We start from the raw sequence: 26152 nt of genomic DNA on the forward strand, positions 1-26152 counted from the left end.
TGGCGGGTCACAGTCGCAGAAATGGCGTTCCTGGGAGGAACGCGGCCCGCTCACGCGGTGAACGTCAAGGAAGGTTAAGCAGACGTTCAGTTCTGCGTATCAGGGATGACACGCAGCGTCGACAGCGTGGTGGCGAGCATCGCGTAGTGGCCGACGAGCAGCAGCAGCTCGATGCACTCACGCTCGTCGAGATGCGCGCGCAGCATCGACCAGGTCTCGTCGCCGAGGTCGTCCGTGCTCAACAGCTCGTCCGCTGCGAGCAGGATGATGTGCTCCCGCGCAGACCACTCGAGCCCGAGGTCGTCCTGCCCCAGTCGCTCGATCTCCTGGCGGCTCAGGCCTGCTCGGCGGCCGAGGCGCTCGTGGTGGGCCCACTCGTAGTCGCTGTCGCGCTGGTAGGCCGTGCGCAGGATGACCATCTCGCTCTCGCGGCGGGCGAGTCGGCCGAACGGCATCAGCGTCGCGGCGAAGGCCAGCCATCCCCAGTACGTACGCCGGGTGCGGCCCAGCGTGGTGAAGATCGCCGGGGGACTCGTGCGGGTGACGCGTCCCGCGACGCGGCTCATCGCGTACGCCGCCGGTCCGATCTCCCGGAGCGTCCCGGGAGAGATCCGGGCCGTCACCGCAGCTCCCGTCGCTGCGGCTGAACGGTGGTGAAGTCGACGTCCTCGCGTTGGGCCAGCTCCAGGGCCTCGCGCAGATGGGGCAACGGTTTGAGCTCGACCACGCGCTGGGCGATCTCGCGAGCAGGCAGCACGGCCCGGACCCAGCCCGGTGAGCAGATCCGACGAGAGCGGCGGGCGATGCCGCGCTCGAGCGCATCGATGGCCGGGCCGAGCGGGGCGACGCCGCTGATCGTGCCGCCGCCTCCGAGCAGCGTGCTCGCCGACTCGGTGCCGAAGCCTCGCGTGGTCATGTCGGTGTCGAGCTCGGCGAAGTAGGCGACGCCGACCTTCGCACCCGTCGGCCGCACCTCGCAGCGGAACGTGTTGCCGATCGCCTCGACCGCCGCCTTGGACGCCGAATAAGCACCCAGGAGAGGGAGATTGACGCCTGCGGCCAACGACGACGTGGCCAGGGCGTAGCCCTCGCGGTGGCTGATGTGCGGTGCCGCCGCGCGCAGCGTGTAGTAGACGCCCAGGGTGTTGACCTGCAGCGTGCGCTCCATGACGGTCGGGTCGCCGCCGTCGATGGGCAGCTGCTTGGCGATGCCGGCGTTGGCGACGACCACATCGAGCCCGCCGAGCTCGCGGACGGTCTGCGCGACGGCAGCGTCGACCTGCTCGCGGTCCGAGACGTCGCACTCGCTCCAGGGGCCGTCGACGTCGGCCGCGACGGTCTCGAGGAGGTCGGGCTCCAGCCCCGCCACGGCGACGTGGGCACCCCGCTCGTGCAGCCGCTTCGCCAGGGCGGCGCCGATGCCTCGTGCCGCACCGGTGATCAGGACCCGCCTGCCGGCGACCGTGCTCGCTCCACCCATGGGTCCACGTTAGGTGGGTGATGACGGCGACGTAGGGATAACGGGTCACTCGATCCGGCGTCGATCAGGGATCGGTCGCCCGGGGCTGCTGCTGGGTGATGCAGTGGATGCCTCCGCCCCGGGCGAAGAGCTCGCGGGCGTCGACGCCGACGACGGTGCGGCCGGGATAGACACGGCGGAGCACGTCGAGAGCGCGCTCGTCGTGCGGGTCGTCGAACGTGCACGCCACGACGCCGCCGTTGACCACGAGGTGGTTGACGTAGCTGTAGTCGACCGGCCCCTCATCGTCGAAAAGCGTTGCGGGAGCGGGGATTCGGACGATCTCGAACGGCCGGCCCGCGGCATCGACCTGACCCTCGAGGAACGTGATGATCTCGGCGCTCACGACGTGATCGGGGTGCTCGGGGTCCTCCTGGTCGTGCACGAGCACCACTCCCGGCGAGGGCATCGTCGCCACGATGTCGACGTGCCCTCGCGTGCCGAACTCCTCGTAGTCGCGCGTGAGTCCCCGTGGCAGCCAGACGACGTGGGAGGCCCCGATCGTCCGGGCGAGCTCGGCCTCGACGTCGGCTCTGCTCGCGCCCGGGTTGCGGCCCGGGTCGAGCTGCACGGTCGCGGTGACCAGGACCGTGCCCTCGCCGTCGACGTGGATGCCGCCGCCTTCGTTGACGAGCGGTGAGTCGATGAGTCTGGCGCCGGCGAGCTCGCCGACGTACGAACCGATCTCGGCGTCCTTGCCCCAGGTCGCCCACGACTGTGCGCCCCACCCGTTGAAGACCCAGTCGACCGCGCCGAGCCGGCCGTGCTCGTCGAGCACGAAGGACGGACCGATGTCGCGCATCCAGGCGTCGTCGAGCGGTGCCTCGTGGAGGGTGACCTTCGGGTCGAGGTGTGCACGGGCGTCGTCGACCGCCGACGGGTCGACGACCATGTGCACGGGCTGGAAGGCGACGACGGCGTTGGCGACAGCGGCCCAGGTACGGCGTGCGGCGTCCGCCTCGTCGTCGGTGTCGCCCAACGTGTAGCCCGCGTGCGGCCACGCCATCCAGGTGCAGGTCTGCGCGGCGGTCTCGGCCGGCATCCGCCACCGCTGCGGGTCGGCAGCCATCAGTCGACGTGCCGTTCGTGCTCGGGCCGTACGGGGGCGGCGAGGTCGGCGTACGAGTCGGGTCGTCGGGTCGCGAGGAACGGGAACAGGTCGAGCCAGTCCTTGCGCTGTGCGAGGTCGAGGTCGGCGACGAGTGCGGCCGCCCGGTCGCGCGGTGCCTGCACGAGCACCCGGCCGTAGGGATCGGCGATGAACGAGCTGCCGTAGAACGTGATCAGGCCCTCGGTGCCGTAGCGGTTGGGCGCGACCACGAACAGGCCGTTGGCGATGGCGTGGCCGACGATCGTGTGCTGCCACAGCGGCTGGGTGTCGAACTCGGGGTGGTCGGGCTCGGAGCCGATCGCGGTGGGGTAGGCGAGCACGTCGGCCCCGCCGAGGGCGTACAGCCGCGCGACCTCCGGGAACCACTCGTCCCAGCACGTCGGGAGGCCGAGCTTGACCTGTGGGTCCTCAACCGGCACAACGGGATACGCGTCATCGGCCGGGCCAGGGCGGAAGTACTTGTCCTCGTAGTAGCCGGCTGTCACGGGGATGTGCGTCTTGCGCGTTCGGGCGATCAGCCGACCGTCAGGAGCCACGAGCACGGCGGTGTTGAAACCGAGGCCGTCGTCCTGGTCGGCCTTCTCGTAGAGCGACGCGTGCACCATCGCGCCGGTCGCTGCAGCGGCCTCGCGGGCGAAGGCGACCGTGGGGCCGTCCTCGAGGCTCTCGGCCAGGTCTGACGGCGTCCCGGTGGGCAGCGTGTCGGCGGGGTAGCGCGACAGGGTCAGCTCGGGAAGGAACACGATGCGTGCTCCGGCCTCGGCTGCGGTCGTGATGCCGTCGAGCAGGGTCTTCTGCAGACGGTCGGTGTCCTCGTCCCAGGCGTGCTGGACGAGTCCGACACGCACCGGGGCGTGGTCGGGCTGGTCGACACGGGCCCAGGACGTCGGGACGGCCGGCGCGGTGATGAGCTCCATGCGGGCCAGTATTGCGCCCGTCACAGCAGCCCGGCGCGGGGCTGCGCCCGCGTGCAGCCGAGCGTCGGCGTGTGAGACCGTCTCGTGTGCGCATGAGCGAGTTCTGGCGACTGATGGACGACGAGTTCGGTGCGTCCTACAGCCGGATGCTGGCGAGCACTCACGTGCTGCACGCGCTCGACGACCTCACGGTCGAGCAGGCCCTGGCCGCGCACCGTCGGCCGCGCGACGTCTGGGAGGCGTTGTGCGACGACATGAACGTGCCCCCGGAGCGCCGCCTCGGGGTCGACCTGCCCGTCCGAGACAACCCCAAGGAGTCGTAGGTGAAGCGCACCGTCTCGTCCGTCCTCAACCTCCAGGTCACGACACCGGCACGCCTCGTGCTCCAGGTCGCCGTGGCGCCGAGGCCGGGACTGCGCATCGAGGACGCGTTCACGGTCACGGCGCAGGGTGAGGCTCGTGACGTCACCGCCATCGTCGGCAAGCACGACGGCATCTGCCACGTCGTCGACGTCGAGCCCGGGCAGCATGAGGTCCGCTACGAGGCGAGCGTCGAGGGTGAGGCCGAGCCGTTCGAGGACGACATCGCCGATCGCCTCACCTATCTGCTGCCGAGCCGCTACTGCGAGTCCGACCGGCTGCTCGGCTCGGCCCGCGAGGAGTTCGAGGGTGTGCAGGGCATGGAGCTGGTCCAGGCCGTACGCGCATGGGTGCGCAAGCGGACGGCGTACGTCGTCGGCTCCTCGCGCGTCACCGACAGCGCGGTCGACACGTTCCTGGCGCGCGACGGCGTCTGCCGCGACTTCGCCCACCTGACCGTCGCGATGCTGCGTGCGCGTGAGGTGCCGGCCCGGATCGTCGCGTGCTACGCGCCCGGCCTGGTGCCGATGGACTTCCACGCCGTCGCCGAGGCCTACGTCGACGGCGCCTGGCACCTGGTCGACTCCACGGGCATGGCGCCACGGCAGTCGTTGCTGCGCATCTCCACCGGACGCGATGCTGCCGACACCTCGTTCATGACGCGTTTCGGCGGGCGGGTCAACCTGCGGGGCATGCGCGTGACCGCGCTGCTCGAGGGCAACCTGCACACCGACGACCACACCTCGCCCGTGGTGATGGTCTGACGTCGCGCGGTTCGCGACACGCGCGTACGGCGGGTCGCGCGCCGCTCGTACGCATGTTCGGATACGTTGTGCACAGGTGCCCGCTCGACGGGTCGTTCGTCCACAGCGTGCTCGGACGTCCGCGACGGCTGTCGGTGCTGGCTCCTAGCGTCTGACTCGTACCGAGGTCCATCGCACGCGTGGGCTGAGGTCGGTCGCCGGGAGGCGCGCCCGCCCACGTTCTGAAGGAGAAGCCAGATGGCTGCAGCACCCAAGTCCGGTCCCGCCGGCGGAGACAAGCACAAGTCGCTCGACGTCGTCCTGTCCCAGATCGAGAAGTCGCACGGCAAGGGTGCGGTGATGCGCCTCGGTGACGACATCCGCCCGCCGATCGAGGTCATCCCGACCGGCGCCATCACGCTCGACGTCGCGCTCGGTATCGGCGGTCTGCCGCGTGGCCGCGTCGTGGAGGTCTACGGGCCGGAGAGCTCGGGTAAGACGACGGTCGCCCTGCACGCCGTCGCCAACGCCCAGCGCAACGGCGGGCTCGCCGCCTTCATCGACGCCGAGCACGCACTCGACCCGGAATACGCGAAGAAGCTCGGCGTCGACACCGACAACCTGCTGGTCAGCCAGCCCGACACCGGTGAGCAGGCGCTCGAGATCGCCGACATGCTGATCCGCTCCGGCTCGCTCGACATCATCGTCATCGACTCGGTCGCAGCCCTCGTGCCGCGCGCTGAGATCGAGGGCGAGATGGGTGACAGCCACGTCGGCCTGCAGGCCCGCCTCATGAGCCAGGCGCTGCGCAAGATCACCGGCGCGCTCAACAGCACGGGCACGACGGCGATCTTCATCAACCAGCTGCGCGAGAAGATCGGCGTGATGTTCGGCTCGCCCGAGACCACCACGGGTGGCAAGGCGCTGAAGTTCTACGCCTCGGTCCGCCTCGACGTCCGTCGCATCGAGACTCTCAAGGACGGTTCGGAGCCGGTCGGCAACCGCACCCGCGTCAAGGTCGTCAAGAACAAGGTGTCCCCGCCGTTCAAGCAGGCCGAGTTCGACATCCTCTACGGCCAGGGCATCTCCCGTGAGGGCGGCCTGATCGACATGGGCGTCGAGCACGGGTTCGTGCGCAAGTCCGGCGCTTGGTACACCTACGAGGGCGACCAGCTGGGGCAGGGCAAGGAGAACGCCCGCAACTTCCTCAAGGACAACCCCGACCTCGCCGACGAGATCGAGAAGAAGATCAAGGAAAAGCTCGGGGTCGGCCCGCAGCTGGACAAGCCGGCCGAGGCGCCCGCCGAGGCTCCGGCGGCTGAGGTCCCGGTCTCCTTCTGATCGTGGATCGTCCGTTCGACCGTCCGGCCGGGCCGCCTCCCGCGTTCGCGCAGGAAGCGGCCCGGTCGGCCGACGGCACCGCGACCTCCGCGTCGACGTCGTACGAACCCTCCAGCAGCCGACGGCCCACCCGTGAGCAGCGCCGCACGAGTCCTGGCGCAGCCGCCCAGCGCCGCACCGGGCGCGCGCCCGAGGCTCCCGACGACCCGTCCCGCGCTGCGAGTCAGGACCCCGAGCCGGACGCGCACGAGGTGGCGCGGGCGATCGTGCTGCGACAGCTGACGATGGCGCCGCGCAGCCGCAAACAGCTGGAGGACAAGCTCCGCCAGAAGGACTGCGACGAGCAGGTGGCACGCCAGGTCCTCGACCGGATGGAGGAGGTGGGCCTGGTCGACGACGAGGCCTACGCCCAGATGGTCGTCCGCACCCAGCAGACCGGACGTGGTCTGGCGCGTCGGGCGCTGCGCCAGGAGCTGCGACGCAAAGGCGTCGACGACGAGGTCGCTGCGGCGACGCTGGACGACATCGACGACGAGAGCGAGCGGGATCGAGCACGAGCGCTGGCCGAGAAGAAGATGCGCTCGATGCACGGTCTCGACGCGACCGTGCAGACCCGTCGGCTCGCGGGCATGCTTGCCCGCAAAGGGTATTCGTCATCGGTGGCGTGGGCGGTCATCCGCGAGGTCATCGCCGACGCACCTGAGCACCAGCCCGACTGACCGCGTGCACCGATCGTGCATGCGCCGACGCACGACGCATGCAGGAGAGGTTCTGTGAGTCATCAGCACCACGGTGCAGGCGCCGACGACGTGCGCCACGACATCGGTGCCGGCGTCACGGCGATCGAGCGCGGCTGGGGTGACGCGTTCGACGACGCTGCGGTGGCACTCGCCCAGCAGTGCTCCACCGCAGCCGGAGCCCGGGCCGTCGTCGCCGAGCTGGACGCCCAGCTCGGCCAGTACCTCACGCGCGCATGGGAGCACGGCTGGCAGCCGGCCGACGTGCACCGCATGGCGGTGCGCCGAGTCGCGTCCGCCGAGCAGCACCTCACCCTCGACCTTGTCGTACGCCACCTCGACGGGTTCGCGTCGGCGACGGTCGACCCGACCTGGCATGCACAGCTCAAGGCACTCGACGGACGCTGGTGGTGGTCACGCTCGCAGCCGCTGCTGCTCGCGCACCGTGAGCGCGGCACCGACTGGCTGACGCTGCTCACGAGCACGCTCACCGTGCTGCACCTGCTCATGGTGCTGCCGCCGATCGAGCGGCTCACCGCGGTGCCGGGTGCGTACGTACCCGACACCGGTGCTCCCACCGACGAGCAGCGTCCGAAGGTCGATGAGCGGGTCCTGCAGCGCGTACGCCGTCTGCTGGCGCAAGCCGAGTCGACGCCGTACGAGCCGGAGGCCGAGACGTTCACCGCTGCGGCGCAGTCGCTGATGGCCCGGCACAGCATCGATGCCGCGCTGCTCGCGCAGTCCGGTGAGGAGCGCGGCCGGTCGCGCTCCGGGCCGGTGGGTCGGCGCATCGGGGTCGACCAGCCCTACGACGCCCAGAAGGCCCTCCTGCTCGCTGCGGTCGCCGAGGCCAACCGCTGCCGGATGGTGTGGAGCCAGCACCTCGGCTTCGGCACGGTCGTCGGCTTCGCGCCCGACCTCGACGCCGTCGAGATGCTCTACACCTCGCTGCTCGTGCAGGCGACGCGAGCGATGACTGCGGCCGGACAGCGCACCGACCAGCGCGGACGCAGCCGCACCCGAGGGTTCCGGTCCTCGTTCCTGTCGGCGTACGCCACCCGAATCGGGGAGCGGCTGCAGGAGGCGGCGCAGGCGCAGGTCGCAGCGATGGAGTCCGAGGCGAGCACCGGCGAGCGATCGGGTACCTCGCTCGTCCACGTGCTGGAGCACCGGCACGAGGAGGTGACCGAGGCGATCGAGGAGCTGTTCCCCGTGGTGCAGCGCAAGGGACCACGGCGGCCCAAGGACGCCGAGGGCTGGTACTCCGGGCTCAGCGCGGCTGATCGGGCGCGGCTCGGCGGCGAGGGTCAGGCACTCGACGCACGCGGCTGAGCGCGTCCGACGCCGAGGGCGCGTCGCAGCGCCGGGATCGAGCTGACGAGATCGGGGTCCGGCGCGCGGCCGGTGACGACCGACAGGCGCAGCGTGACGCGTACAGGCAGCGGTTCGATCACCTCGTCGTCCCGCAGCTGGTGGGCGATGGCACTGCGCGGCAGGACAGCGATGCAGTCGCCGGCGCGGGCGTACGCGATGGTCGTCGGCAGCGTCGGGCCTTGCTGTGGGCGTGCTCTGAGGCGCTCCAGCCGCTCGTGCAGCACGGGGCCCATCCGGTCGTAGGTCGAGTAGACGACGCGTCGCCCGGCGAGGGCCCGTCTGCCCCTGCCGAGCGGTGCCACGTCACGGCGCCGGAGCGTGACCAGGGTGTCCTCGCCGAGCGCATGGACGCGCACCAGGCGGGGGAGCGTCACCTGCTCGGCGACGGCAACGACCGCCGCGTCGAGGCTGCCCTCGGCGACCTGCTCGATCAGCGCCGGGCCGTGGTCGACGACAGCGAGCACCTCGCGGTCCAGGCACCGCTCCAGGGCGGGAAAGACGGCAGGGGACAGCGACACGAACGTCCCGACCCGGGGTGGACGAGCCTCCGACGCGGCCGACGCCGTGGCGTACGCACGCTCCAGGTGGCCGATGATGTGCGCCGCCTGGCGACCGAGCTCTGCGCCGGCCGGAGTCGGCCGAGCACCCGTCGTGTCTCGCTCGAAAAGCCTTGCGCCACAACGGCGTTCGATTGACGACAGCCGCTGGCTCGCGGAGGGCTGAGCGACCCGAAGGGCTCGTGCAGCGGCGCCGATGGAGCCGTGCTCGACGATCGCGAGCACGAGCCGGAGATCATCGACCGATGGTGTCATTGGCATAGGCACAGGCTATGTCCGGAGCAGGTGATTGCAGGGCTACCTCGTCACGCTGCACACGATCACGCTGGTCCCATGACGACGAGCACGCAGACCCTGACCCCCGAGGCGGCACTCACCTGGCTCCAGCGCTGGGACGCCCAGCAGGCGACGTACTTCACCGACCGCGAGGAGCGCTTCGAGGTGATCTGTGACGTGGTCGAGCACGTCCTCGACCGCCCGGACCCGCTCATCGTCGACCTCGGCGTCGGACCGGGCTCGCTCGCGACCCGGTTGCTGCAGCGGCTGCCCGGAGCGCGCGTGGTCGGCGCTGACATGGACCCGCTCCTGCTGGGTCTCGCCGAGCGCGCCTACGGCGGCGACCGGTTCCGCACCGTGCGGGTCGACCTGCGCACCGACGGGTGGCTCGATGCGCTGGAGCTCGACCGCGCACCGGACGCTTTCGTGAGCACGACGGCGCTGCACTGGCTGGACCGCCCCGCCCTCATGCGGCTGCTGACGACCGCCTCGTCCGCACTGGTGCCCGGGGGAGTCGTGGTCGACGGAGACCACCTGTACGACGGAGCGCGCTCGCTCGACGAGCTGACGCGCGTGCTTGCCGATCGCGCGGCCGATCGCGCTGGTCGCGTCGAGGGCGAGGACTGGCGGGCCTGGTGGGACGCCGTGCCGGCTGCGCCCGAGCTGGCCGCGCTGCGCGACGCTCGGGCACGCGTCGACCTCGCTCATGACGTGCACGACCTCCCGTCCACCGCCGACTACCTGCAAGCGATGCGTGACGGGGGCTGCTCCCAGGTCGGCCAGGTCTGGCAGGTCGGTGACGACCGGGTCGTCGTCGGTCTGCGCTGAGCAGTCCCGCAGGGAAGGCCGGTTCCGGACCCGCGACGTCCGGAACCGGTCGTACGGTCGACCCATGACCGACACGACGAGACCACGCCCGAAGCTGGACCTGATCGTCATCGACTGCCCGGACGCACTCGAGCTCGCCGGGTTCTACGGCGAGGTGCTCGGCTGGCAGCTGGAGGACGGCGCCGACCGTGACTGGGCGACACTGCAGCCGCCCGGTGGCGGCATCGGCCCTGACAACCCCGACGGTCACACAGCGGTGGCGTTCCAGCGCATCGAGGACTGGGTCGAGCCGACCTGGCCGGGCGGCGGGCACCCGCAGCAGATGCACCTCGACCTGGCCGTCGGCGACATCGAGGCCGCCGAGCCGGCCGTCCTCGCGGCCGGCGCCCGCGTGCACGAGCACCAGCCGTCGAAGGACGGTGGGTTCAGGGTCTACCTCGACCCCGCCGGCCACCCTTTCTGCCTCATCCGGTGAGGCGACCTCACATGGAGTGCAGCGCGCGCTGACCGTGCAACGCGTCGGTCGGCACGATGTCCTTCCCGAACGGCACCAGCGTCACCGGGATGAGCTTGATGTTGGCGATCGCCAGCGGGATGCCGACGATCGTGATCGCCTGCGCGACGGCAGTCACGATGTGTCCGATCGCGAGCCACCAGCCCGCGAGCACGAACCAGATCACGTTGAGCACCACGGCGCCGGCGCCGGCACTCGGCTTGGCGACGATGGTGCGACCGAACGGCCACAGCACGTAGGACGCGATCCGGAACGACGCGACCCCGAACGGGATCGTGACGATCAGCACGCACATGATCAGCCCGGCGAGGGCGTACCCGATGGCCAGCCACAGCCCGGCGAGCACGAACCAGATCAGGTTGAGCAGCAGCCTCATCCGGCGTTGCCGCTCGAACCCGTCGCGACCTCGTACGACCACAGCTCGGCGCTCATGCCGACCGGCCGCTGCGGGGCCTCCCCGGAGCCGGAGCCCGACTCGCCCTCGCCGGACGTACCGCGGTGGGCGTGCCCGAAGCTCTGGCTCGACTTCCACGCCTCGAAGGACTCCTCGTCGGCCCAGCGCGTGATGACCAGCCAGGTGGTGCGGTCATCCGTCGGCTTGAGCAGCTCGAAGCCCTCGAAGCCCGGCTGGTCGTCGACGGCGCCCTGACGCGCGGCGAACCGCTTGCCGAGCTCGTCTCCGCTGTCGGCGGGCACGGTGATGGCGTTGATCTTCACGATGCTCATACGCTCGATCCTCCCGTACGCCGTCGCCGGCCGGCCGCGGGGCCGCGCGAGTTCGGGGAGAGGTGGGCGGCCGTCGTACCCTGGGTGGCGCCATGAAGACCTATGAGGTGCGCACCCACGGGTGCCAGATGAACGTCCACGACTCCGAGCGCATCAGCGGCCTGCTGGAGTCGGCCGGCTACGTCGACGTCGACGGCCTTGCTGTCGGCGAACGGCCTGATGCACCCGACGTCGTGGTCTTCAACACCTGCGCCGTGCGCGAGAACGCCGACAACAAGCTCTACGGCAACCTCGGCCACCTGCGTCCGGTCAAGCAGCAGAACCCGGGCATGCAGATCGCCGTCGGCGGCTGTCTCGCGCAGAAGGACCGCGGCGAGATCGTCCGCAAGGCGCCCTGGGTCGACGTGGTCTTCGGCACCCACAACGTCGGCTCGCTGCCGGTGCTGCTCGAGCGCGCCCGGCACAACGCCGAGGCGCAGGTCGAGATCCTGGAGTCGCTCGAGACGTTCCCCTCGACGCTGCCGACGCGCCGCGACTCGGCCTACAGCGGCTGGGTGTCGATCTCGGTCGGCTGCAACAACACGTGCACGTTCTGCATCGTCCCGAGCCTGCGCGGCAAGGAGAAGGACCGTCGCCCGGGCGAGATCCTCGCCGAGGTCGAGGCACTCGTCGAGCAGGGAGTCGTCGAGATCACGCTGCTCGGCCAGAACGTCAACTCCTACGGCGTCGAGTTCGGCGACCGGCTGGCGTTCGGCAAGCTGCTGCGCGCGTGCGGTGACATCAAGGGTCTGGAGCGGGTGCGCTTCACCAGCCCCCACCCGGCGGCGTTCACCGACGACGTGATCGATGCGATGGCCGAGACGCCCAACGTGATGCCGTCGCTGCACATGCCGCTGCAGGCGGGCTCGGACAAGGTCCTCAAGGACATGCGCCGGTCCTACCGCTCGGCCAAGTTCCTCGGCATCCTCGACCGGGTGCGGGAGCGCATGCCCGACGCCGCGATCACGACCGACCTGATCGTCGGCTTCCCGGGTGAGACCGAGGAGGACTTCGACGAGACGCTGCGGGTCGTCCGCGAGTCGCGCTTCTCGTCGGCCTTCACCTTCCAGTACTCCATCCGCCCGGGCACGCCGGCGGCCACGATGGCCGACCAGATCCCCAAGGCCGTGGTGCAGGACCGCTTCGACCGGCTGCTGAAGGTGCAGGAGGAGGTCTCCTGGAGCGAGAACCGCGCTCAGGAGGGCCGCACGGTCGAGGTGCTGGTCGCGCCGGGAGAGGGCCGCAAGGACGCTGCCACCCAGCGCATGTCGGGTCGTGCGCGGGACAACCGGCTCGTCCACTTCAGCGTGCCCGAGGGCGGCGAGACGCCGCGTCCGGGCGACATGGTGACGGTCGACGTGACGTACGGCGCCCCGCACCACCTCGTCGCCGACTCCGGTGTCGAGGGCGGCACCTATGCCGTACGCCGGACGCGCGGTGGTGACGCGTGGGAGGCGCTGCAGGCCGACGCTGCCGAGGGGGTCTCCCGGAAGCCGGCCGTCGCGCTGGGCATGCCCTCGATCGGCAAGCCGGCGACCCCCGAGGTCAGCGCGCCCGCCTGCGGCATCTGACGCACCAGGCGAGATGGGACTTCATGGGCTGCTGTGCGCACTCGTGAAGTCACATCTCGCCTCGACGTGAGGCCCTGGGTGGTCAGTCGGCGAGGAACGCAGGCACGCGGTCCTTGGGCCGGCCGATGATGGCGCGGTCGCCCTTGACGATCACCGGTCGCTGCATGAGGCGCGGGTGCTCGATCAGCACCGCCACGACCTGGTCGGCTGACGCGACGTCGGCGTCGGTCAGCCCGAGGTCCTTGAAGAAGGAGTCGCGGCGTACGAGGTCGGTCGGCTCGTCCTCGAGCTTGCCGAGCAGGTCGCGCAGCTGATCCGCGTCGAGCGGCTCCTTGAGGTACTGCACGACATCGGCGTCGACGCCGGCCGCAGTGATCTCGTCCTGGGCCGCGCGCGAGGTGGAGCAGCGCGGGTTGTGCAGCAGGGTCACGTCACTCATGCGCCAGACCGTAGCGCGGTGTCACGCCAGCGCATCGCGCACGTCGCGGGCAGGCTGAGGCAGCGGCCGTCCCTTGGCCCAGATCAGCCCGACCTCACGCCCGCCCACGGCCCCGGCCAGGGGAGTGATCGCGACATCGGCGGGATACCGCGTCGTGTGCTCCTCGGGCAGCAGGGCGACGCCGATGCCGGCGGAGACCAGGCCCGCCACGGTGTGCAGGTCCTGGCACTCCACCACGACCTGAGGCTCGAATCCTGCTGCGGCACAAGCCTCGTCGAGGATCTGTCGCATGCCGTACTCGCGCGGCATGGCCACGAACGAACAGCCCTCGACCTGCTCCATCCGCACGCTGCGGGCACCGGCGAGCGGGTGACCGAGCGGGGTGGCGAGCACGACGGACTGACGCATGATGCGCCGCCAGGTGACCCTGGTCGATGCCGGCTGCGGCGAGAGGATGCCGAGGTCGAGCTCACCGGCGATGACCTTGTCGCGGACGAGGTCGGCCGAGCCCTGGAGCAGCTCGAACCGCAGCCCCGGGTCGTGCTCGCGCGACCCGCGCACGATGTCCGGCACGAGCCAGGTGCCGAACGAGTGCAAGAACCCGAGGCGTACGACGCGGGGCTCGTCGCTGATGCGATCAGCGACGGCCTGCTCGGCGAGGGCGAGCTCGGTGTCAGCGCGACGCACGTGGTCGGCGTACAGGCGCCCGAGGTCGTTGAGGGCGAGGCGCCGTCCGTGGCGGTCGAACAGTGTCGCCCCGAGCCGGCGTTCGAGGCGCGACAGCATCCGCGACAGCGTCGGCTGCGTCATCTGAAGCCGTGCCGCAGCGGCGGTGACGTTCTGCTCCTCCGCCAGCACGACGAACCATCGAGTCGTTTCCCTCACGACTCAAGGATATGTCGTGAGTGCATGACAAACTGCCCAGACATTCATTTCCATCATCAGGAGCCGATCGCGACGATGGGGGATGTGAGCGATGTGATGACGCAGACCGTGCCGCGACCGGCGGCGGGTCACCGGCAGGGCGAGCCGGGCTACCGGCGCATCACGGGTGCGCTGTTCGCGGTCGGCATGACGACGTTCGTCGCGATGTACGCCGCGCAGGCAGTCCTGCCCCAGCTGTCCGACGAGTTCGGGGTCTCGCCGGCGGGATCGGCGCTGGCGGTGTCGACCACGACAGGTCTGCTCGCTCTCGCGATCATCCCGGCGAGCGCGCTGTCCGAGCGGTTCGGCCGGACCCGGGTGATGGCCGCCTCGGCCCTGCTGTCGGCGTTGATCGGGCTCGTATTGCCCTGGTCGCCGTCGATGGAGGTGCTGGTGGCGCTGCGCGGCCTGCAGGGCATCGCGCTGGCCGGTGTGCCGGCCACGGCCATGGCCTACCTCGCCGAGGAGGTCCACGCGGGCTCCCTGGGTGCGGCGATGGGTCGTTACGTCGCCGGTACGACGATCGGTGGCCTCGCCGGCCGCCTGCTGGCCTCGTTCGCGCTCGACCTGAGCACCTGGCGGTGGGCCCTGGAGGTCGCGGCTCTGGTGTCGCTCGGGTTCACGCTGTGGTTCCTGCGGCTGGCGCCACCGTCCGAGCACTTCCGGCCGCAGCCGATCGGGTTGGTCACGACCGCACGCCATCTCGTCGGGCACCTGACACGACCTCGGCTGCTGGTGCTGTTCGCCTCCGGACTCCTGCTCATGGGTGGCTTCGTGTCGGCGTACAACATCCTCGGATTCCGTTTGCTGGCAAGCCCTTTCGCCCTTCCTGAGGCGTTCGTGGGGCTGGTCTTCCTGATGTACCTCTCCGGGACGGCGTCGTCCGCGGCAGTGGGTCGGCTCGCCGACCGGTTCGGCCGGGGAGGGATGCTGGTCATGAGCGAGGCCGCCGCGCTGGTCGGCCTGGCGCTGACCCTTCCGGACTCGTTGGTCACGACGCTGGCAGGCATGCTGCTGTTCACGGCGGGCTTCTTCGGAGCACACGCCGTCGCGAGCGGCTGGGTCGGACGGCTCGCTGTCGACCACCGCGCCGAGGCGAGCGCGCTCTACCTGTTCGCCTACTACGTCGGCAGCTCGGTCGCCGGGGTGTGCGCCGGAGTCGCCTACAGCGCAGGCGGGTGGAGCGGCCTGGTCGGTTTCGTGGCTGCGTTGTACGCACTCGCCCTCGCCATCGGCGCGCTGCTGTGGCGGGCGCCGTCGGGTGTGACGGACGCGGCGTGAAGCGCCTATGGTGGTGGGCATGGCTCTGACGTCTCGTCCCGCGTGCTGGTGGTGGCTGCCCTGACCGGCGGCCGCTGACGAGACCCTCAGACCACTCTCACACGCCGCCTTCGGGCGGCGTTCGTCATGTGTGGCGACGTGTGCTCGAGGGCCCGTCCTGTAAGGAGCACCATGACCACCACGTCCACCGACACGTCGTACGACATCGCCCGGGAGCGCAGCGACCTGCTGCACCAGACCATCGACGACCCCGAGGCCTTGCGCCGAGCCGGGCTGCGGGTCCTGACCGGTGACCGGCCCACCGGCGAGCTGCACGTCGGCCACTACCTGGCGAGCCTGCGCAACCGAGTTGCGTTGCAGGACAAGGGAGTCGAGTCCTTCGTCATCATCGCCGACTACCAGGTCATCACCGACCGCGATGTCGTCGGCCGCATCCGCGATCACACGCGCGGGCTCGTGCTCGACTACCTGGCCGCAGGGATCGACCCGAGCCGGACCACGATCTTCGCCCACTCGGCGGTGCCGGCGCTCAACCAGCTGATGCTGCCGTTCCTGTCGCTCGTCACGAACGCCGAGCTGCGGCGCAACCCGACGGTCAAGGACGAGCTGGCCGCCACCGACGGACGACCACTGAGCGGGCTGCTGCTGACCTATCCCGTGCACCAGGCCGCCGACATCCTGTTCTGCCACGGCAACGTGGTGCCCGTGGGCAAGGACCAGCTGCCGCACGTCGAGCAGACCCGGGTGATCGCACGTCGGTTCAACCGCAGGTACGCCGGCGGGCAGGTCGTCTTCCGTGAACCGGAGGCGTTGCTGAGCGACGCCCCGCTGCTGCTCGGGACGGACGGGCACAAGATGAGCAAGTCGCGCGGCAACACCGTCCGGCTCGGCGCGAGCGCCGACGAGACCGCCCGGCTGATCCGGGGCGCCCGCACGGACGGTGAGCGGCGGATCACGTTCGAGCCCGACCGACGGCCCGAGGTGTCGAGCCTGATCACCACGGCCGCCCTCTTCCTCGGTGAGGACGAGGCCGTGCTCGCCGAGCGGATCGGCGACGGCGGAGCGGCCGAGCTCAAGCGGGTCGTCACCGAGGCGGTCAACGACGGGCTGGCCGACCACCGCAGCCGCCGCGCGCAGCTCGCCCAGGACCCTGCGTACCTGGATCAGGTTCTGCGCGAAGGAAACTCACGGGCCAACGAGGTCGCTGAGCACACGCTCGATCAGGTGCGTGAGGTGATGGGGATGACCTACTGACGGGCGGCGTACGCCGTGTGGCACGCGGGGCAGTCGCAGGTGCGGGTGGCGTGCATGGAGCCGGCGTTGCGCGGCGACCCGGGTGCGTACAGCGGCTCGGGCCGCCCGCCCGGCGAGGTGAACGTCGCCTGCAGGCGCGGCGCGGGGTCGGGGTCGGCCACGCCGGTGCGACAGCACGCGCAGGAGGTGTAGCCGCGGTGGCGTGGGTCGTGCCAGTCGACGGGGTGAGGACAGGCGCGGCACGGGTGCACGAGGACGCTCATGACCGCGAGTCGAGTGGTTCGACCAGGTCGAAGGTCAAGCCCTCAACGCACCGCCTCGTAGCGGCGCAGCGCCTCGCGCCGTTCCTCGGCGTGGTCGACGACGCGCTCGGGATAGCCGTGCGCGTGACCGTCCGCGTGCTTCCACGGCTGGTGCACCGCCTTGCCGTCGAGATGACGCAGCTCGGGGACCCACCGGCGTACGTAGTCGCCGTCGGGGTCGAACCGCTCGCCCTGCGTGACCGGGTTGAACACGCGGAAGTACGGCGCAGCGTCCGTGCCGGTGCCCGAGACCCATTGCCAGCCATGGTTGTTCGAGGCGAGATCGCCGTCGACCAGGTGGTCCAGGAAGTGGCGCGCCCCGATCGGCCACCAGACGTGCAGGTCCTTGGTGAGGAACGACGCGGTCACCATGCGGACGCGGTTGTGCATCCACCCGGTGGCGAGCAGCTGGCGCATCCCCGCGTCGACGAACGGGTAGCCGGTGCGCCCGGCCTTCCACGCGTCGACCAGGTCGCCGGGCTCGTCGTAGTCCATGCCGGTCAACGCCGGTCGCAGGTCGTGCCAGGCGGAGCGCGGGTGGTGCCACAGGACGTCGGCGTAGAACTCGCGCCATGCGAGCTCGGTGCGCATCGTGGCGGCGCCGTTGCTGCGCAGGTGGGCGATGCGCTGGAGCAGCGTGCGTGGGTGCACGACGCCGAGCTTGAGGTAGGGCGAGATGCGCGATGTGCCGTCGACCGCTGCCCGGTCGCGGTCGGTGTCGTACGCCGCCACGGCCTCCTCGACGAAGTCGTCCCACCTCCCGAGCGCAGCGTCCTCGCCGGGCTGCACGAGCTGCTCCCCGTCGGCGGCGTCGCTCACTGCTGTGACCGCCTGGTCGTCGGAATCGCTTGCGGCCCAACGGATTCGGCGAGGAGCGTCGGCGGGACCGGGCCAGCCGTGGTCGTGCCACGCGCGAGCGAACGGGGTGAACACGGCGTACGGAGTACCGTCGCCCTTGAGGACGCGGCCGGGCGCGACGGCGTACGGCGTGCCGGTCGCCCGGAGCGGTACGTCGCCGAGTGCCCTCTCGACGGCGGCGTCACGTCGGCGGCCGTGCGGTGTCGACTCTCGCGTCACGTGCACGGCGCGGGCGTCGACCTCGGCGGCCACGGCAGGGACGACCGACGCAGGGTCGCCGTACCGCAGCACGAGCCGGTGGTCGTAGGACGCCGCGAGAGCCTGCAGGCTCTGCGCGAGCCAGCGCCGGCGTACCTCACCCGCCCCGTCCCAGAGGCCGGGCTCGACGACGAACAACGGCAACACGCCACCGGATCCGGCCTCCTCATGAGCGGCCAGGAGCGCCGGGTGGTCGTGCAGCCGCAGGTCACGCCGCAGCCACAGGATCGTCGGTCTCACCATGCCGCCGACCCTAGGTGGTGCGGCGCGGCGGCAGCGGGAGGAAGAAGCTGGTGCGTGCCTGGTAGTCGGCGTAGCCGGGGCGCCCGCTCATGTGCTGCTCCAGCAGCCGTGCCCCGGTCGCGACGACGAGGAACCACACCATGGCGGCGGGGGAGAGCACCGTGAGCACGCCCGGCCACACCGACGCCGCGACCAGGTAGACGCCCACCCACACGCACGCGTCGCCGAAGTAGTTGGGGTGCCGCGACCAGCCCCACAGCCCGCGGTCCATCACCGGCGGCCTGTCGGGATCGGCCTTGTACGCCGCGAGCTGCCGGTCGGCGACCGACTCCACCGTGATGCCGGTGATGCAGACCAGGACACCGATGACCGCGACCACGGCACCGACTCGCCCGGGCGGGCCGGTGACGGCCGCGACCTGCACCGGCAACGAGATGAACCACTGGGCGAGCCCCTGGGTCACGAACACCTTGCGCACGACCGTGCCTGTGCCTGCGCCGTCGAGCAGGCGGGCGTAGCGGGGGTCCTCGTCACCACCACGGGTACGCCTCCAGATGTGCCACGACAGCCGCACGCCCCACGTCGTGACGAGCGCCGCGAGCGCCCACGCACGCCAGTCCTGCGATCGCGCGAGACAGACGAGAGAGACCAGCGCGAGGCCGAGGCCCCACGCGACGTCGACCACGTTGTACCGCCCGATGCGGTGGCCGACGGCGAAGGTCACCGCCTGCACCAGGGCGAGCACACCGAGGCATCCCGCGCTCAGGGCCAGGACGTCGCTCACCGCGGGTCGCTCCAGGTCGCGGGGCGCACCGGCGGCAGGGCGCTCGGACCCGTGCCGCGGCGTACGGCCAGGATCTGGTCGACGCCCATCCGGCCCTGCTCGAAGCTGAGCAGCCCGCCGGCGAGGTAGAGGTCCCACACCCGCACGACCTCCTCACCGACGAGTGCGACGAGCTCGGCGCGATGGGCCTCGAACCGGCGCTGCCAGGCGCGGACGGTCCAGACGTAGTGCTCGCGCATCGCGTGCACGTCGCGCACCTCCAGCCCGGCCCGCTCGAGGAACGCGACCGTCTCGCCGATGGGGCGCATCGTCATGTCGGGCGCGATGAACGCCTCGATGAACGGTCCGCCGCCGGGGTGACGGCCAGCCCGCGACATCTGCTGGATCAGCACCCGGCCGTCGTCGCGGACGCAGCGGGCGAGGGTCGCGGCGTACGTCGCGTAGTTGCGTTCGCCGACGTGCTCGCCCATCTCCAGCGAGGCGACCGCGTCGTACGCCGGGTCGTCGATCTTGCGGTAGTCCTGCAGCCTGATCTCGACCCGGTCCTGGAGGCCACGTTCGCGAATCCGGTTGTCGATGAACGACTTCTGCTCCTGCGAGATGGTCACGCCGACGACCTGGGCGTCGTAGTGCTGCGCGGCGTGCAGGCTCAGCGACCCCCAGCCGCAGCCTATGTCGAGCAGGCGCATCCCGGGGCGTGCGTCGAGCCCGAGCTTGCGGCAGACGAGGTCGAGCTTGTCGGTCTGCGCGTCGTCGAGTGAGTACGCCGACGACTCCTCGCCGTCGAGGTCGGAGCCGGTGACGTAGGCGCACGAGTAGGCCATGTGACGGTCGAGGATGCGGGAGTAGAACGCGTTGGACAGGTCGTAGTGGTGATGGATGACGGCGCGGTCGCGTCGCATCGAGTGCAGCCGGCCGGTCACCGCGATCTGGGTGCGCGGCAGGGGCGCCGGCGTCCCGAGCACGTCGAGCTCACGGGCGAGGCGTGCGGCGGCTGCGAGCACCCGGGGCGAGGGGCGCTGCGCGCGCAGGCCGCGGCGCGCCACCTCACCCCAGGTGTGACGCAGGCCGTCGGTGAGATCCCCCTCCACACTGACCTCACCGACGACGTAGGCCTGCGCAGCACCGAGCTCGCCGGGGTGCCACAGCAACCGGCGCAAGGCCTGCGCAGAGCTCAGGTGCACCACCGGCACGTCGGGCGGGCCTGCGGTGCTGCCGTCCCAGGCGGTGATGCGGACGGGCAGCGGCGCGCCGACCACGGGTTCGAGCAGCGCCGCCAGCCGCGGTGCGATCGGAGCGGCGCTCATGCGGTGGCCCGCTCGTACGTCAGCTGCTGCACGTCGAGATATCCGGCCCGGAAGCCGCCCTCGGAGTAGCGCAGGTAGAACGTCCACATCCGCCGGAACACCTCGTCGAAACCGAGGCGTGCCAACGCCTCCGACGCCCCGTCGAAGGTCTCCGCCCACCGGCGCAGCGTCTCCGCGTAGCTCGAACCGATGGACAGCGCGTCGACACCGACCAGGCCCGCGGCCGCTGCGGACGACGCGAGCATCTCCGGTGACGGCAGCGCACCGCCGGGGAAGACGTACTTGTGGATCCAGGTGTAGCCGTCTCGGGTCTCCAGTGCCCGTTGGTGCGGCATCGTGATGGCCTGGACCACCGCGCGTCCACCGTCGCGCAGTGATCGTTCGAGCACGGCGTAGTAGCCGTCGAGGTAGTCCAGGCCGACGGCCTCGACCATCTCGACGCTGAGGACGGCGTCGTACCGGCCTCGCACGTCGCGGTAGTCGCACAGCTCGACGCTGACGCGGTCGGCGCATCCCGCAGCGGTGATCTTGGCGCGGGTCCACTCCAGCTGCTCACGCGACAACGTGACGCTGTGGACCCGGGCGCCTCGTCGTGCGGCGCGCAGCGCGAGCTCACCCCAGCCGGTGCCGATCTCGAGCACCTGCGAACCGGCAGTGACGCGCGCCTGGTCGAGCATCCGGTCGATCTTGCGGTGCTGTGCCGTCTGCAGGCTCTCGTCGTCGTCGACGAACAACGCCGACGAGTACGTCATCGTCGGGTCGAGGAAGAGCGCGAACATGTCGTTGGACAGGTCGTAGTGGCGCTCGACGTTGCTGCGCGCGTTCTCCGGGGTCGGTCGCTCGGCTCGTGGCTGACGGGCGAGGTACGCCGACCGCATCCGCTTGAGCGGAGCCGGCACCAGCGCGTCGACTCCCGTCGCGAACGCGGCGATCAGAGCCGCGAGGTCGTTGCTGTCCCACTCACCGGCGAGGTAGGACTCCCCGAACCCGATGAGTCCGGCGCTGCCCACCCGGCGCATGAACGCCGACGGGTCGTGCACGTGCATGGTCGGTGCGGTGGGGACGTCGGCGGCACCACCCATGCACGAGCCGTCGGGCCACACGACGCGGACGGGCAGGCCGGCCATCGCGCGACGGAAGATGCCGCGGGTGACGAACGCCGCGCCGCGCGCCTTGAGGCTCAACGGAACGCGTGCGACGTCCGGCCATCGGTCCGGGTCGACCTGGACTCGTGGCGCGGTGGGGGACAGGGCGGTCATACGGCCTCCTGGCGGTGGTGGGCTGGTCGTGGCTGCACCGGCACGCGACGCAGCCACAGGCGTACGCCGCGGAGTCGGATGCGCAGGGTGACCACGTGCGGAGCGAGGGGAAGTCGGAGGAGGACGCGCGGCGCATCGCGCGGGCGAGCGGGTCGTCCTCGCCAGCTCGTCACGAACGGTGGGTGCCCGTCTCGGTGGAGCGTGATCCTGATGTCGACACCCGCCGCCGTCGGCGGCGGCACGGACATGGCGTAGTGACCGGACACGTCGTTGAACGGCGAGACGTAGAGCGCCTTCTCGGCGCTCGCGCGGCCGCGCGAGTCGGGCCGGACGAGGTAGGCGTGACGCTCGCCGTAGGTGTTGCGGACCTCGGCGATCACGGCCACGAGCGCGTCGTCACGGTCCCAGCACCAGTAGATCGTCAGGGGGTCGAACGCGTGGCCGAGGCTGCGGGCGCCGGTCAGGGCGAGCACTCGGCAGCCGTCGAGGTCGAGGCCCTGTGTCTCAGCGAAGCGGACCACGTTGTCGTGCCAGCAGGCTCGTGGGTCGCCGAGATGGTCGGCGACTCCGAAGGTGACGAATGGCCTTTGCCACCAAGGCATCTCGTGAGACGTCGAGGGCTCGACGAGCCACGCGCACCCGGCGTACGTGAAGTCGTCGCGTACGGGCGCCGTACGCGTGTGGCGTACCTGTGTGAGCAGCAGCCGCGGCCTCACCACGAGCCCCCGAGCGCCTGAGCGGCGCGCAGCCCCGAGAGCGCGCCGTCCTCGTGGAACCCCCAGCCGTGATAGGCGCCGGCGAAGGCGATGCGTCGGTCCGACAGCTCGGGCAGGCGGGCCTGGGCAGCCACGGCGTCGGCGGTGTAGAGCGGGTGCTCGTAGGTCATCTCGGCGAGCACCCGGCGCTTGTCGACGCGCTGAGAACCGTTGAGCGTCACCAGGACTCGCTGACCGCTCGGCGACGGCAGGCGCATCAGCCGCGTCAGGTCGTACGTCACGAGCACCCCGGCCTGTGGGTCGCGCGGCAGCAGGTAGTTCCACGACGCCCGAGCGCCACGCCGGTTCGGCAGCACGGTGGTGTCGGTGTGCAGCTGCGCCTCGTTGACCGAGTAGGTGATGGCGCCGAGGACGTCGCGCTCGGCGGCTGTCGGGGACGAGAGCAACGACAGCGCCTGGTGCGGATGGGTGGCGACGACCACGGCTTCGTACGCGTCGCAGCGTCCGTCGGCCGACACGACCTCGGCACCGCTCGCTGTCCTCCGCAACGCGACGACCGGAGTACTCAGCCGTACGTCGGAGACGCCGGCCAGGACGCGGTCGACGTAGGTGCGTGAGCCGCCGACGACGGTGCGCCAGGTCGGCGACCCGGTGACGCTCAGCATGCCGTGGTGGTCGAGGAAGGTGAGCAGCGACCGAGCCGGGTACTCCAGAGAACGGTCCGGGTCGCACGACCAGACGGCTGCCACCAGCGGTCGCACGAACCAGTCGATGAACGCGTTCGAGAAGCGCTGCGGCTCCAGCCAGTCGCCGAGCGCGACGTCAGCGCCGGTCGCAGGGGTGTCGAGGAGGGCGCGTGCCGATCGGTGGAAGCGGCGGACGTCCAGCAGCATCCGTCCGTACGCCGGTCGCAGGACGGTCCGCGGGTCGGCGAGCAGTCCTGACGGGCCCCGCCCACCGGCGTACTCGATGCCGGACGCCTCGTGCCGGACCGACATCGACATGTCGGTCTCCCGGGTCGCCACACCGAGCTCACGGAACAGACGCTGGAGCGTGGGGTAGGTGCGGTCGTTGTGCACGATGAACCCGCTGTCGACGCTCAACCGCTCACCCTCGAGCGTCACGTCGTGCGTGTGGGCATGCCCGCCCGGTCGCGCGTCGGCCTCGTACACCGTGACCGTGTGCGATCGCGCGAGCACGTGGGTGGCCACGAGCCCGGCGACGCCGCTACCGATCACGGCGGCGCGGGGTCGTCCTGTCATGGCGGGGAGCTCCTCGGGGTCGTCCGGACGTGTCGCGAAGCGGTTCGGAGCCCTCGACGAGACGGATGGGTACGACTGCTCTGAGACGATGTGCCGCGATGAGCACTCCTGCCCGACCGCCGCTGGTCGTCGCCGTCGTCGGCCCGACCGCCACCGGCAAGTCCGACCTCGGCATCGCCCTGGCGCAGCGCCTCGATGGCGAGGTCGTCAACGCCGACGCCTCGCAGCTGTACCGCGGCATGGACATCGGCACCGCCAAGGTCCCGGTCGCCGAACGGCACGGAGTCCCGCACCACCAGCTCGACACCCTCGACGTCACGCAGGACTCGACGGTCGCCGACTACCAGCGCGACGCGCGCGCCGACATCGACGCCGTGCTGGCCCGGGGTCGTAGGCCGCTGCTCGTCGGCGGCTCGGGGCTCTACCTGCGCGCAGCCCTCGACGTGCTGGAGATCCCGCCGACCGACCCCGACGTGCGCGCCCGCTGGGAGGCCGAGCTCGAACGCCAGGGACCCGAGGCGCTGTACGCCCTCCTGCAGGAGCGCGACCCCGAGGCCGCACGCGCCATGCTGCCCGGCAACGGTCGACGTACGGTGCGGGCCCTGGAGGTCATCGAGCTCACCGGCCGACCGTTCAGCTCGACGATGCCGCGCCGGGAGTTCCTGCGACCCAGCGTGATGATCGGTCTGCGCGCACCCCGGCACGAGCTGCACGACCGCGTCGCCGTACGCGTCGACCGGATGTGGGAGTCCGGCCTGCTCGACGAGGTGCGCGCGCTCGAGCGGCTCGGCCTGCGGCACGGGCGTACGGCCAGCCGCGCGATCGGCTACGCCCAGGCACTCGGACAGCTCGACGGCGACCTGACCGAGGCCGAGGCCAAGGAGCAGACGGTGCTGGCGACGCGCCGGCTCGTACGCCGGCAGGAGGCGTGGTTCCGCCCCGAGCCGCGCATCGTGTGGCTGCCGTACGACGCGCCCGACCTGCTCGACCGCGCACTGGTCACGGTGCGCGAGGCCGACGCCGATCGGTCAGACTGAGGGCGTGACCACGATCGACTTCACCAAGGGCCACGGCACCCACAACGACTTCGTGCTCGTGCCCGACCTCGACGGCGCCCTGGACCTCACTGCCGAGCAGGTGCGGTTCCTGTGCGACCGGCGTGGCGGCATCGGCGGCGACGGCGCGATCCGGGTGGTCCGGGCCGGCAAGGTCGCCGACGTCTCCGCAGACGTCGACCCCGACCTGTGGTTCATGGACTACCGCAACGCCGACGGCTCCGTCGCCGAGATGTGCGGCAACGGCACGCGGGTGTTCGCCGACTACCTGCGCACCCACGGTCTGGTGACCGACGAGACGTTCGACATCGCCACGCGCGGTGGCCTCAAGCGCATCACCACGGTCCCGGGCGGCTACGCCGTCGATCTGGGCCCATGGCGGCTCGCGCGCGAGCCGGAGGCCCAGGAGCGCGGGATGGACTCGGTGGTCCAGGTGGTCGGCATCGCCGACCCGGTGCCCGCCCTCAGCCTCGACCTCGGCAACCCGCACACCGTCGTGGCCCTGCCGCCCGAGCTCGCGCTCGGCCGCATCGACCTCACGACCGCTCCGCAGGTCGACCCGCACCCCGAGCAGGGCACCAACGTCGAGCTCGTCCGGCCGGTCGGCCCCGGCCACATCGAGATGCGCGTGCACGAGCGCGGCGTCGGCGAGACGCAGTCGTGCGGCACCGGTGCCGCGGCGGCTGCGCTCGCGACCTGGTGGTGGGCCGGGCGGCCGGACGACCAGCTCGACTGGGTCGTCGACGTCCCGGGCGGCCGGCTCGGCGTCCACATCAGCGACGACAAGGTCGCGCTCTCGGGCCCGGCGGTGCTCGTCGCCGACGGCACGGTCACCCTCCCCGCCTGACAGATCTCGTCTGCTCGGCACTCCATGCACTGCCGAGCAGACAGCCTTCGTACGGCGCTCAGGCCCCGCGGCGCACGTGCAGGATGCGGAAGCCTTTGACGCTGGTGAGGCGCGACACGTCGTACCCGTCACCCAGCTCGGCCACCAACCACTTCTGGAGCGAGTCCGAGCCGAGGTTGCGCTGCACGACGAGGTACGCCGAGCCGCCGGGTGCCAGACGCGGCAACCAGGTGCGCATCAGCTCGTGCAGCACGGCCTTGCCCACGCGGATCGGCGGGTTGGACCAGATGAGGTCGAACGTCGTGCCGGCGGGTACGTCGTCGGCCGTCGTGGCGCGAACTCCGTTGAGCCCCAACGAGATTGCATTACGCCGAGCGAGGTCGAGGGCGCGCTCGTTGACGTCGACGGCCCAGACCGTGGCGGCGGGGGAGCGCAGTGCAAGCGTCAGGGCGATCGGACCCCATCCGCAGCCGAGGTCGAGGAACGTGCCCGCCTCGGGTGGCGCCGGAGCGTGCTGCAGGAGCACCGACGTGCCCTGGTCGATGCGGTCGGGCGAGAAGATCCCGCGCGCGACCTCGACGGGACGTGACCGACCGGCCAGCGGCACCGTGATCGTGCGGCGTTCCTCGGCGCTGGCGGGCTGCGCGGTGAAGTAGTGGTCCTCGGACATCGAGAGGCAGGGTAGCCGCACGGGACATCTGTCCTTCTCCGTCGCGGACCGTCGACCCTGCCGCCCCCACCCGCTGCGCT

Annotated in this window: 29 protein-coding genes; 12 read left to right on the forward strand and 17 right to left on the reverse strand. The window is 71.1% G+C overall.

Going from position 1 to position 26152, the window contains the following annotated elements:
- Positions 1-86 precede the first annotated feature (86 nt).
- The 4 genes from VV01_RS05975 to VV01_RS05990 form a co-directional block, all read right to left on the reverse strand.
- Positions 87-623, reverse strand: coding sequence for a carboxymuconolactone decarboxylase family protein (locus VV01_RS05975; protein ID WP_197275003.1), 537 nt, complete (start codon positions 621-623; stop codon positions 87-89).
- The gene (locus tag VV01_RS05980; RefSeq protein WP_050669087.1) at positions 620-1480 is read right to left on the reverse strand and encodes an SDR family NAD(P)-dependent oxidoreductase; all 861 of its coding nucleotides are present in this window, start codon (positions 1478-1480) and stop codon (positions 620-622) included. The genes VV01_RS05975 and VV01_RS05980 overlap by 4 nt, the downstream gene beginning before the upstream one ends.
- Before the next feature lie 64 nt (positions 1481-1544).
- Positions 1545-2588, reverse strand: coding sequence for an agmatine deiminase family protein (locus tag VV01_RS05985; RefSeq protein ID WP_050669088.1), 1044 nt, complete (start codon positions 2586-2588; stop codon positions 1545-1547).
- The gene (locus VV01_RS05990) at positions 2588-3547 is read right to left on the reverse strand and encodes a nitrilase-related carbon-nitrogen hydrolase (protein ID WP_050669089.1); all 960 of its coding nucleotides are present in this window, start codon (positions 3545-3547) and stop codon (positions 2588-2590) included. Before VV01_RS05990 ends, VV01_RS05985 begins: the two co-directional genes overlap by 1 nt.
- Before the next feature lie 86 nt (positions 3548-3633).
- Between VV01_RS05990 and VV01_RS05995 the strand changes: the two genes are divergently transcribed.
- The 5 genes from VV01_RS05995 (at position 3634) to VV01_RS06015 (ending at position 8060) form a co-directional block, all read left to right on the forward strand.
- A complete protein-coding gene (locus VV01_RS05995; RefSeq protein ID WP_050669090.1) occupies positions 3634-3870 on the forward strand; it encodes a DUF3046 domain-containing protein in 237 nt (78 codons plus the stop codon).
- Positions 3871-4671: a transglutaminase-like domain-containing protein gene (locus tag VV01_RS06000; RefSeq protein WP_050669091.1), complete on the forward strand. Its 801-nt coding sequence runs from the start codon at positions 3871-3873 to the stop codon at positions 4669-4671.
- 237 nt (positions 4672-4908) lie between these two features.
- Positions 4909-5991, forward strand: a complete 1083-nt coding sequence (recA, locus tag VV01_RS06005; RefSeq protein ID WP_050669092.1) for a recombinase RecA — start codon at positions 4909-4911, stop codon at positions 5989-5991.
- A gap of 2 nt (positions 5992-5993) precedes the next feature.
- On the forward strand, positions 5994-6710 hold the full coding sequence (locus VV01_RS24305) for a regulatory protein RecX (protein WP_231635166.1): 717 nt from the start codon (positions 5994-5996) through the stop codon (positions 6708-6710).
- Between the two features lie 54 nt (positions 6711-6764).
- Entirely contained in the window at positions 6765-8060 is a 1296-nt protein-coding gene (locus VV01_RS06015) for a DUF2786 domain-containing protein (RefSeq protein ID WP_050669093.1), read from the forward strand.
- On the opposite strand, the gene VV01_RS06020 is transcribed toward VV01_RS06015, so the two are convergent.
- Positions 8036-8920, reverse strand: coding sequence for a LysR family transcriptional regulator (locus VV01_RS06020; RefSeq protein WP_050669094.1), 885 nt, complete (start codon positions 8918-8920; stop codon positions 8036-8038). The genes VV01_RS06015 and VV01_RS06020 overlap by 25 nt on opposite strands.
- Before the next feature lie 72 nt (positions 8921-8992).
- Between VV01_RS06020 and VV01_RS06025 the strand changes: the two genes are divergently transcribed.
- Positions 8993-9763 carry a class I SAM-dependent methyltransferase gene (locus VV01_RS06025; RefSeq protein ID WP_050669095.1) on the forward strand — a complete coding sequence of 257 codons (771 nt, stop codon included), beginning with the start codon at positions 8993-8995 and terminating at the stop codon, positions 9761-9763.
- Positions 9764-9827: 64 nt separating this feature from the next.
- Positions 9828-10238, forward strand: coding sequence for a VOC family protein (locus VV01_RS06030; protein ID WP_050669096.1), 411 nt, complete (start codon positions 9828-9830; stop codon positions 10236-10238).
- Positions 10239-10245: 7 nt separating this feature from the next.
- Here VV01_RS06030 and VV01_RS06035 read toward each other — a convergent pair whose 3' ends face one another.
- Together VV01_RS06035 and VV01_RS06040 are read right to left on the reverse strand one after the other, a co-directional pair.
- The gene (locus tag VV01_RS06035; protein ID WP_050669097.1) at positions 10246-10653 is read right to left on the reverse strand and encodes a YccF domain-containing protein; all 408 of its coding nucleotides are present in this window, start codon (positions 10651-10653) and stop codon (positions 10246-10248) included.
- Positions 10650-11003 carry an antibiotic biosynthesis monooxygenase family protein gene (locus VV01_RS06040; RefSeq protein WP_050669098.1) on the reverse strand — a complete coding sequence of 118 codons (354 nt, stop codon included), beginning with the start codon at positions 11001-11003 and terminating at the stop codon, positions 10650-10652. The genes VV01_RS06035 and VV01_RS06040 overlap by 4 nt, the downstream gene beginning before the upstream one ends.
- A 92-nt stretch (positions 11004-11095) precedes the next feature.
- On the opposite strand from VV01_RS06040, the gene miaB reads away from it, so the two are divergent.
- A complete protein-coding gene (gene miaB, locus VV01_RS06045) occupies positions 11096-12613 on the forward strand; it encodes a tRNA (N6-isopentenyl adenosine(37)-C2)-methylthiotransferase MiaB (RefSeq protein ID WP_050669099.1) in 1518 nt (505 codons plus the stop codon).
- An 82-nt stretch (positions 12614-12695) separates the two neighbouring features.
- Here the strand turns inward: miaB and VV01_RS06050 are convergent, their stop codons facing one another.
- On the reverse strand, positions 12696-13052 hold the full coding sequence (locus VV01_RS06050) for an ArsC/Spx/MgsR family protein (RefSeq protein WP_050669100.1): 357 nt from the start codon (positions 13050-13052) through the stop codon (positions 12696-12698).
- Between the two features lie 21 nt (positions 13053-13073).
- On the reverse strand, positions 13074-13937 hold the full coding sequence (locus VV01_RS06055; RefSeq protein ID WP_071606308.1) for a LysR family transcriptional regulator: 864 nt from the start codon (positions 13935-13937) through the stop codon (positions 13074-13076).
- Positions 13938-14021: 84 nt separating this feature from the next.
- Between VV01_RS06055 and VV01_RS06060 the strand changes: the two genes are divergently transcribed.
- Together VV01_RS06060 and trpS are read left to right on the forward strand one after the other, a co-directional pair.
- The gene (locus VV01_RS06060) at positions 14022-15257 is read left to right on the forward strand and encodes an MFS transporter (RefSeq protein WP_231635167.1); all 1236 of its coding nucleotides are present in this window, start codon (positions 14022-14024) and stop codon (positions 15255-15257) included.
- Positions 15258-15428: 171 nt separating this feature from the next.
- Entirely contained in the window at positions 15429-16511 is a 1083-nt protein-coding gene (trpS, locus tag VV01_RS06065; protein ID WP_050669103.1) for a tryptophan--tRNA ligase, read from the forward strand.
- Here the strand turns inward: trpS and VV01_RS06070 are convergent.
- The 7 genes from VV01_RS06070 to VV01_RS06100 are packed head-to-tail and all read right to left on the reverse strand — an operon-like array spanning position 16505 to position 23500.
- Positions 16505-16774 (reverse strand): hypothetical protein, encoded by a 270-nt coding sequence (locus VV01_RS06070; RefSeq protein WP_050669104.1) that lies wholly within the window; start codon positions 16772-16774, stop codon positions 16505-16507. The genes trpS and VV01_RS06070 overlap by 7 nt on opposite strands.
- 42 nt (positions 16775-16816) lie before the next feature.
- Complete coding sequence (locus tag VV01_RS06075) at positions 16817-18172, reverse strand: cryptochrome/photolyase family protein (RefSeq protein WP_050669105.1); 1356 nt, start codon at positions 18170-18172, stop codon at positions 16817-16819.
- A gap of 10 nt (positions 18173-18182) precedes the next feature.
- Positions 18183-18956 (reverse strand): DUF1295 domain-containing protein, encoded by a 774-nt coding sequence (locus VV01_RS06080; RefSeq protein ID WP_050669106.1) that lies wholly within the window; start codon positions 18954-18956, stop codon positions 18183-18185.
- On the reverse strand, positions 18953-20263 hold the full coding sequence (locus tag VV01_RS06085) for an SAM-dependent methyltransferase (protein ID WP_050669107.1): 1311 nt from the start codon (positions 20261-20263) through the stop codon (positions 18953-18955). The genes VV01_RS06080 and VV01_RS06085 overlap by 4 nt, the downstream gene beginning before the upstream one ends.
- The gene (locus VV01_RS06090) at positions 20260-21522 is read right to left on the reverse strand and encodes an SAM-dependent methyltransferase (protein WP_050669108.1); all 1263 of its coding nucleotides are present in this window, start codon (positions 21520-21522) and stop codon (positions 20260-20262) included. Before VV01_RS06090 ends, VV01_RS06085 begins: the two co-directional genes overlap by 4 nt.
- Positions 21519-22241: a DUF1365 domain-containing protein gene (locus VV01_RS06095; RefSeq protein ID WP_331456416.1), complete on the reverse strand. Its 723-nt coding sequence runs from the start codon at positions 22239-22241 to the stop codon at positions 21519-21521. The genes VV01_RS06090 and VV01_RS06095 overlap by 4 nt, the downstream gene beginning before the upstream one ends.
- A complete protein-coding gene (locus tag VV01_RS06100; protein ID WP_050669110.1) occupies positions 22235-23500 on the reverse strand; it encodes an NAD(P)/FAD-dependent oxidoreductase in 1266 nt (421 codons plus the stop codon). Before VV01_RS06100 ends, VV01_RS06095 begins: the two co-directional genes overlap by 7 nt.
- Positions 23501-23598: 98 nt before the next feature.
- On the opposite strand from VV01_RS06100, the gene miaA reads away from it, so the two are divergent.
- Both miaA and dapF read left to right on the forward strand, forming a co-directional pair.
- Entirely contained in the window at positions 23599-24537 is a 939-nt protein-coding gene (miaA, locus tag VV01_RS06105) for a tRNA (adenosine(37)-N6)-dimethylallyltransferase MiaA (RefSeq protein WP_050669111.1), read from the forward strand.
- Positions 24538-24541: 4 nt separating this feature from the next.
- Positions 24542-25402, forward strand: a complete 861-nt coding sequence (dapF, locus tag VV01_RS06110) for a diaminopimelate epimerase (RefSeq protein ID WP_050669112.1) — start codon at positions 24542-24544, stop codon at positions 25400-25402.
- A 58-nt stretch (positions 25403-25460) separates the two neighbouring features.
- Here dapF and VV01_RS06115 read toward each other — a convergent pair whose 3' ends face one another.
- On the reverse strand, positions 25461-26072 hold the full coding sequence (locus tag VV01_RS06115) for a class I SAM-dependent methyltransferase (RefSeq protein WP_050669113.1): 612 nt from the start codon (positions 26070-26072) through the stop codon (positions 25461-25463).
- Positions 26073-26152 lie beyond the last annotated feature (80 nt).

Source organism: Luteipulveratus halotolerans (assembly GCF_001247745.1).
GTDB lineage: Bacteria > Actinomycetota > Actinomycetes > Actinomycetales > Dermatophilaceae > Luteipulveratus > Luteipulveratus halotolerans.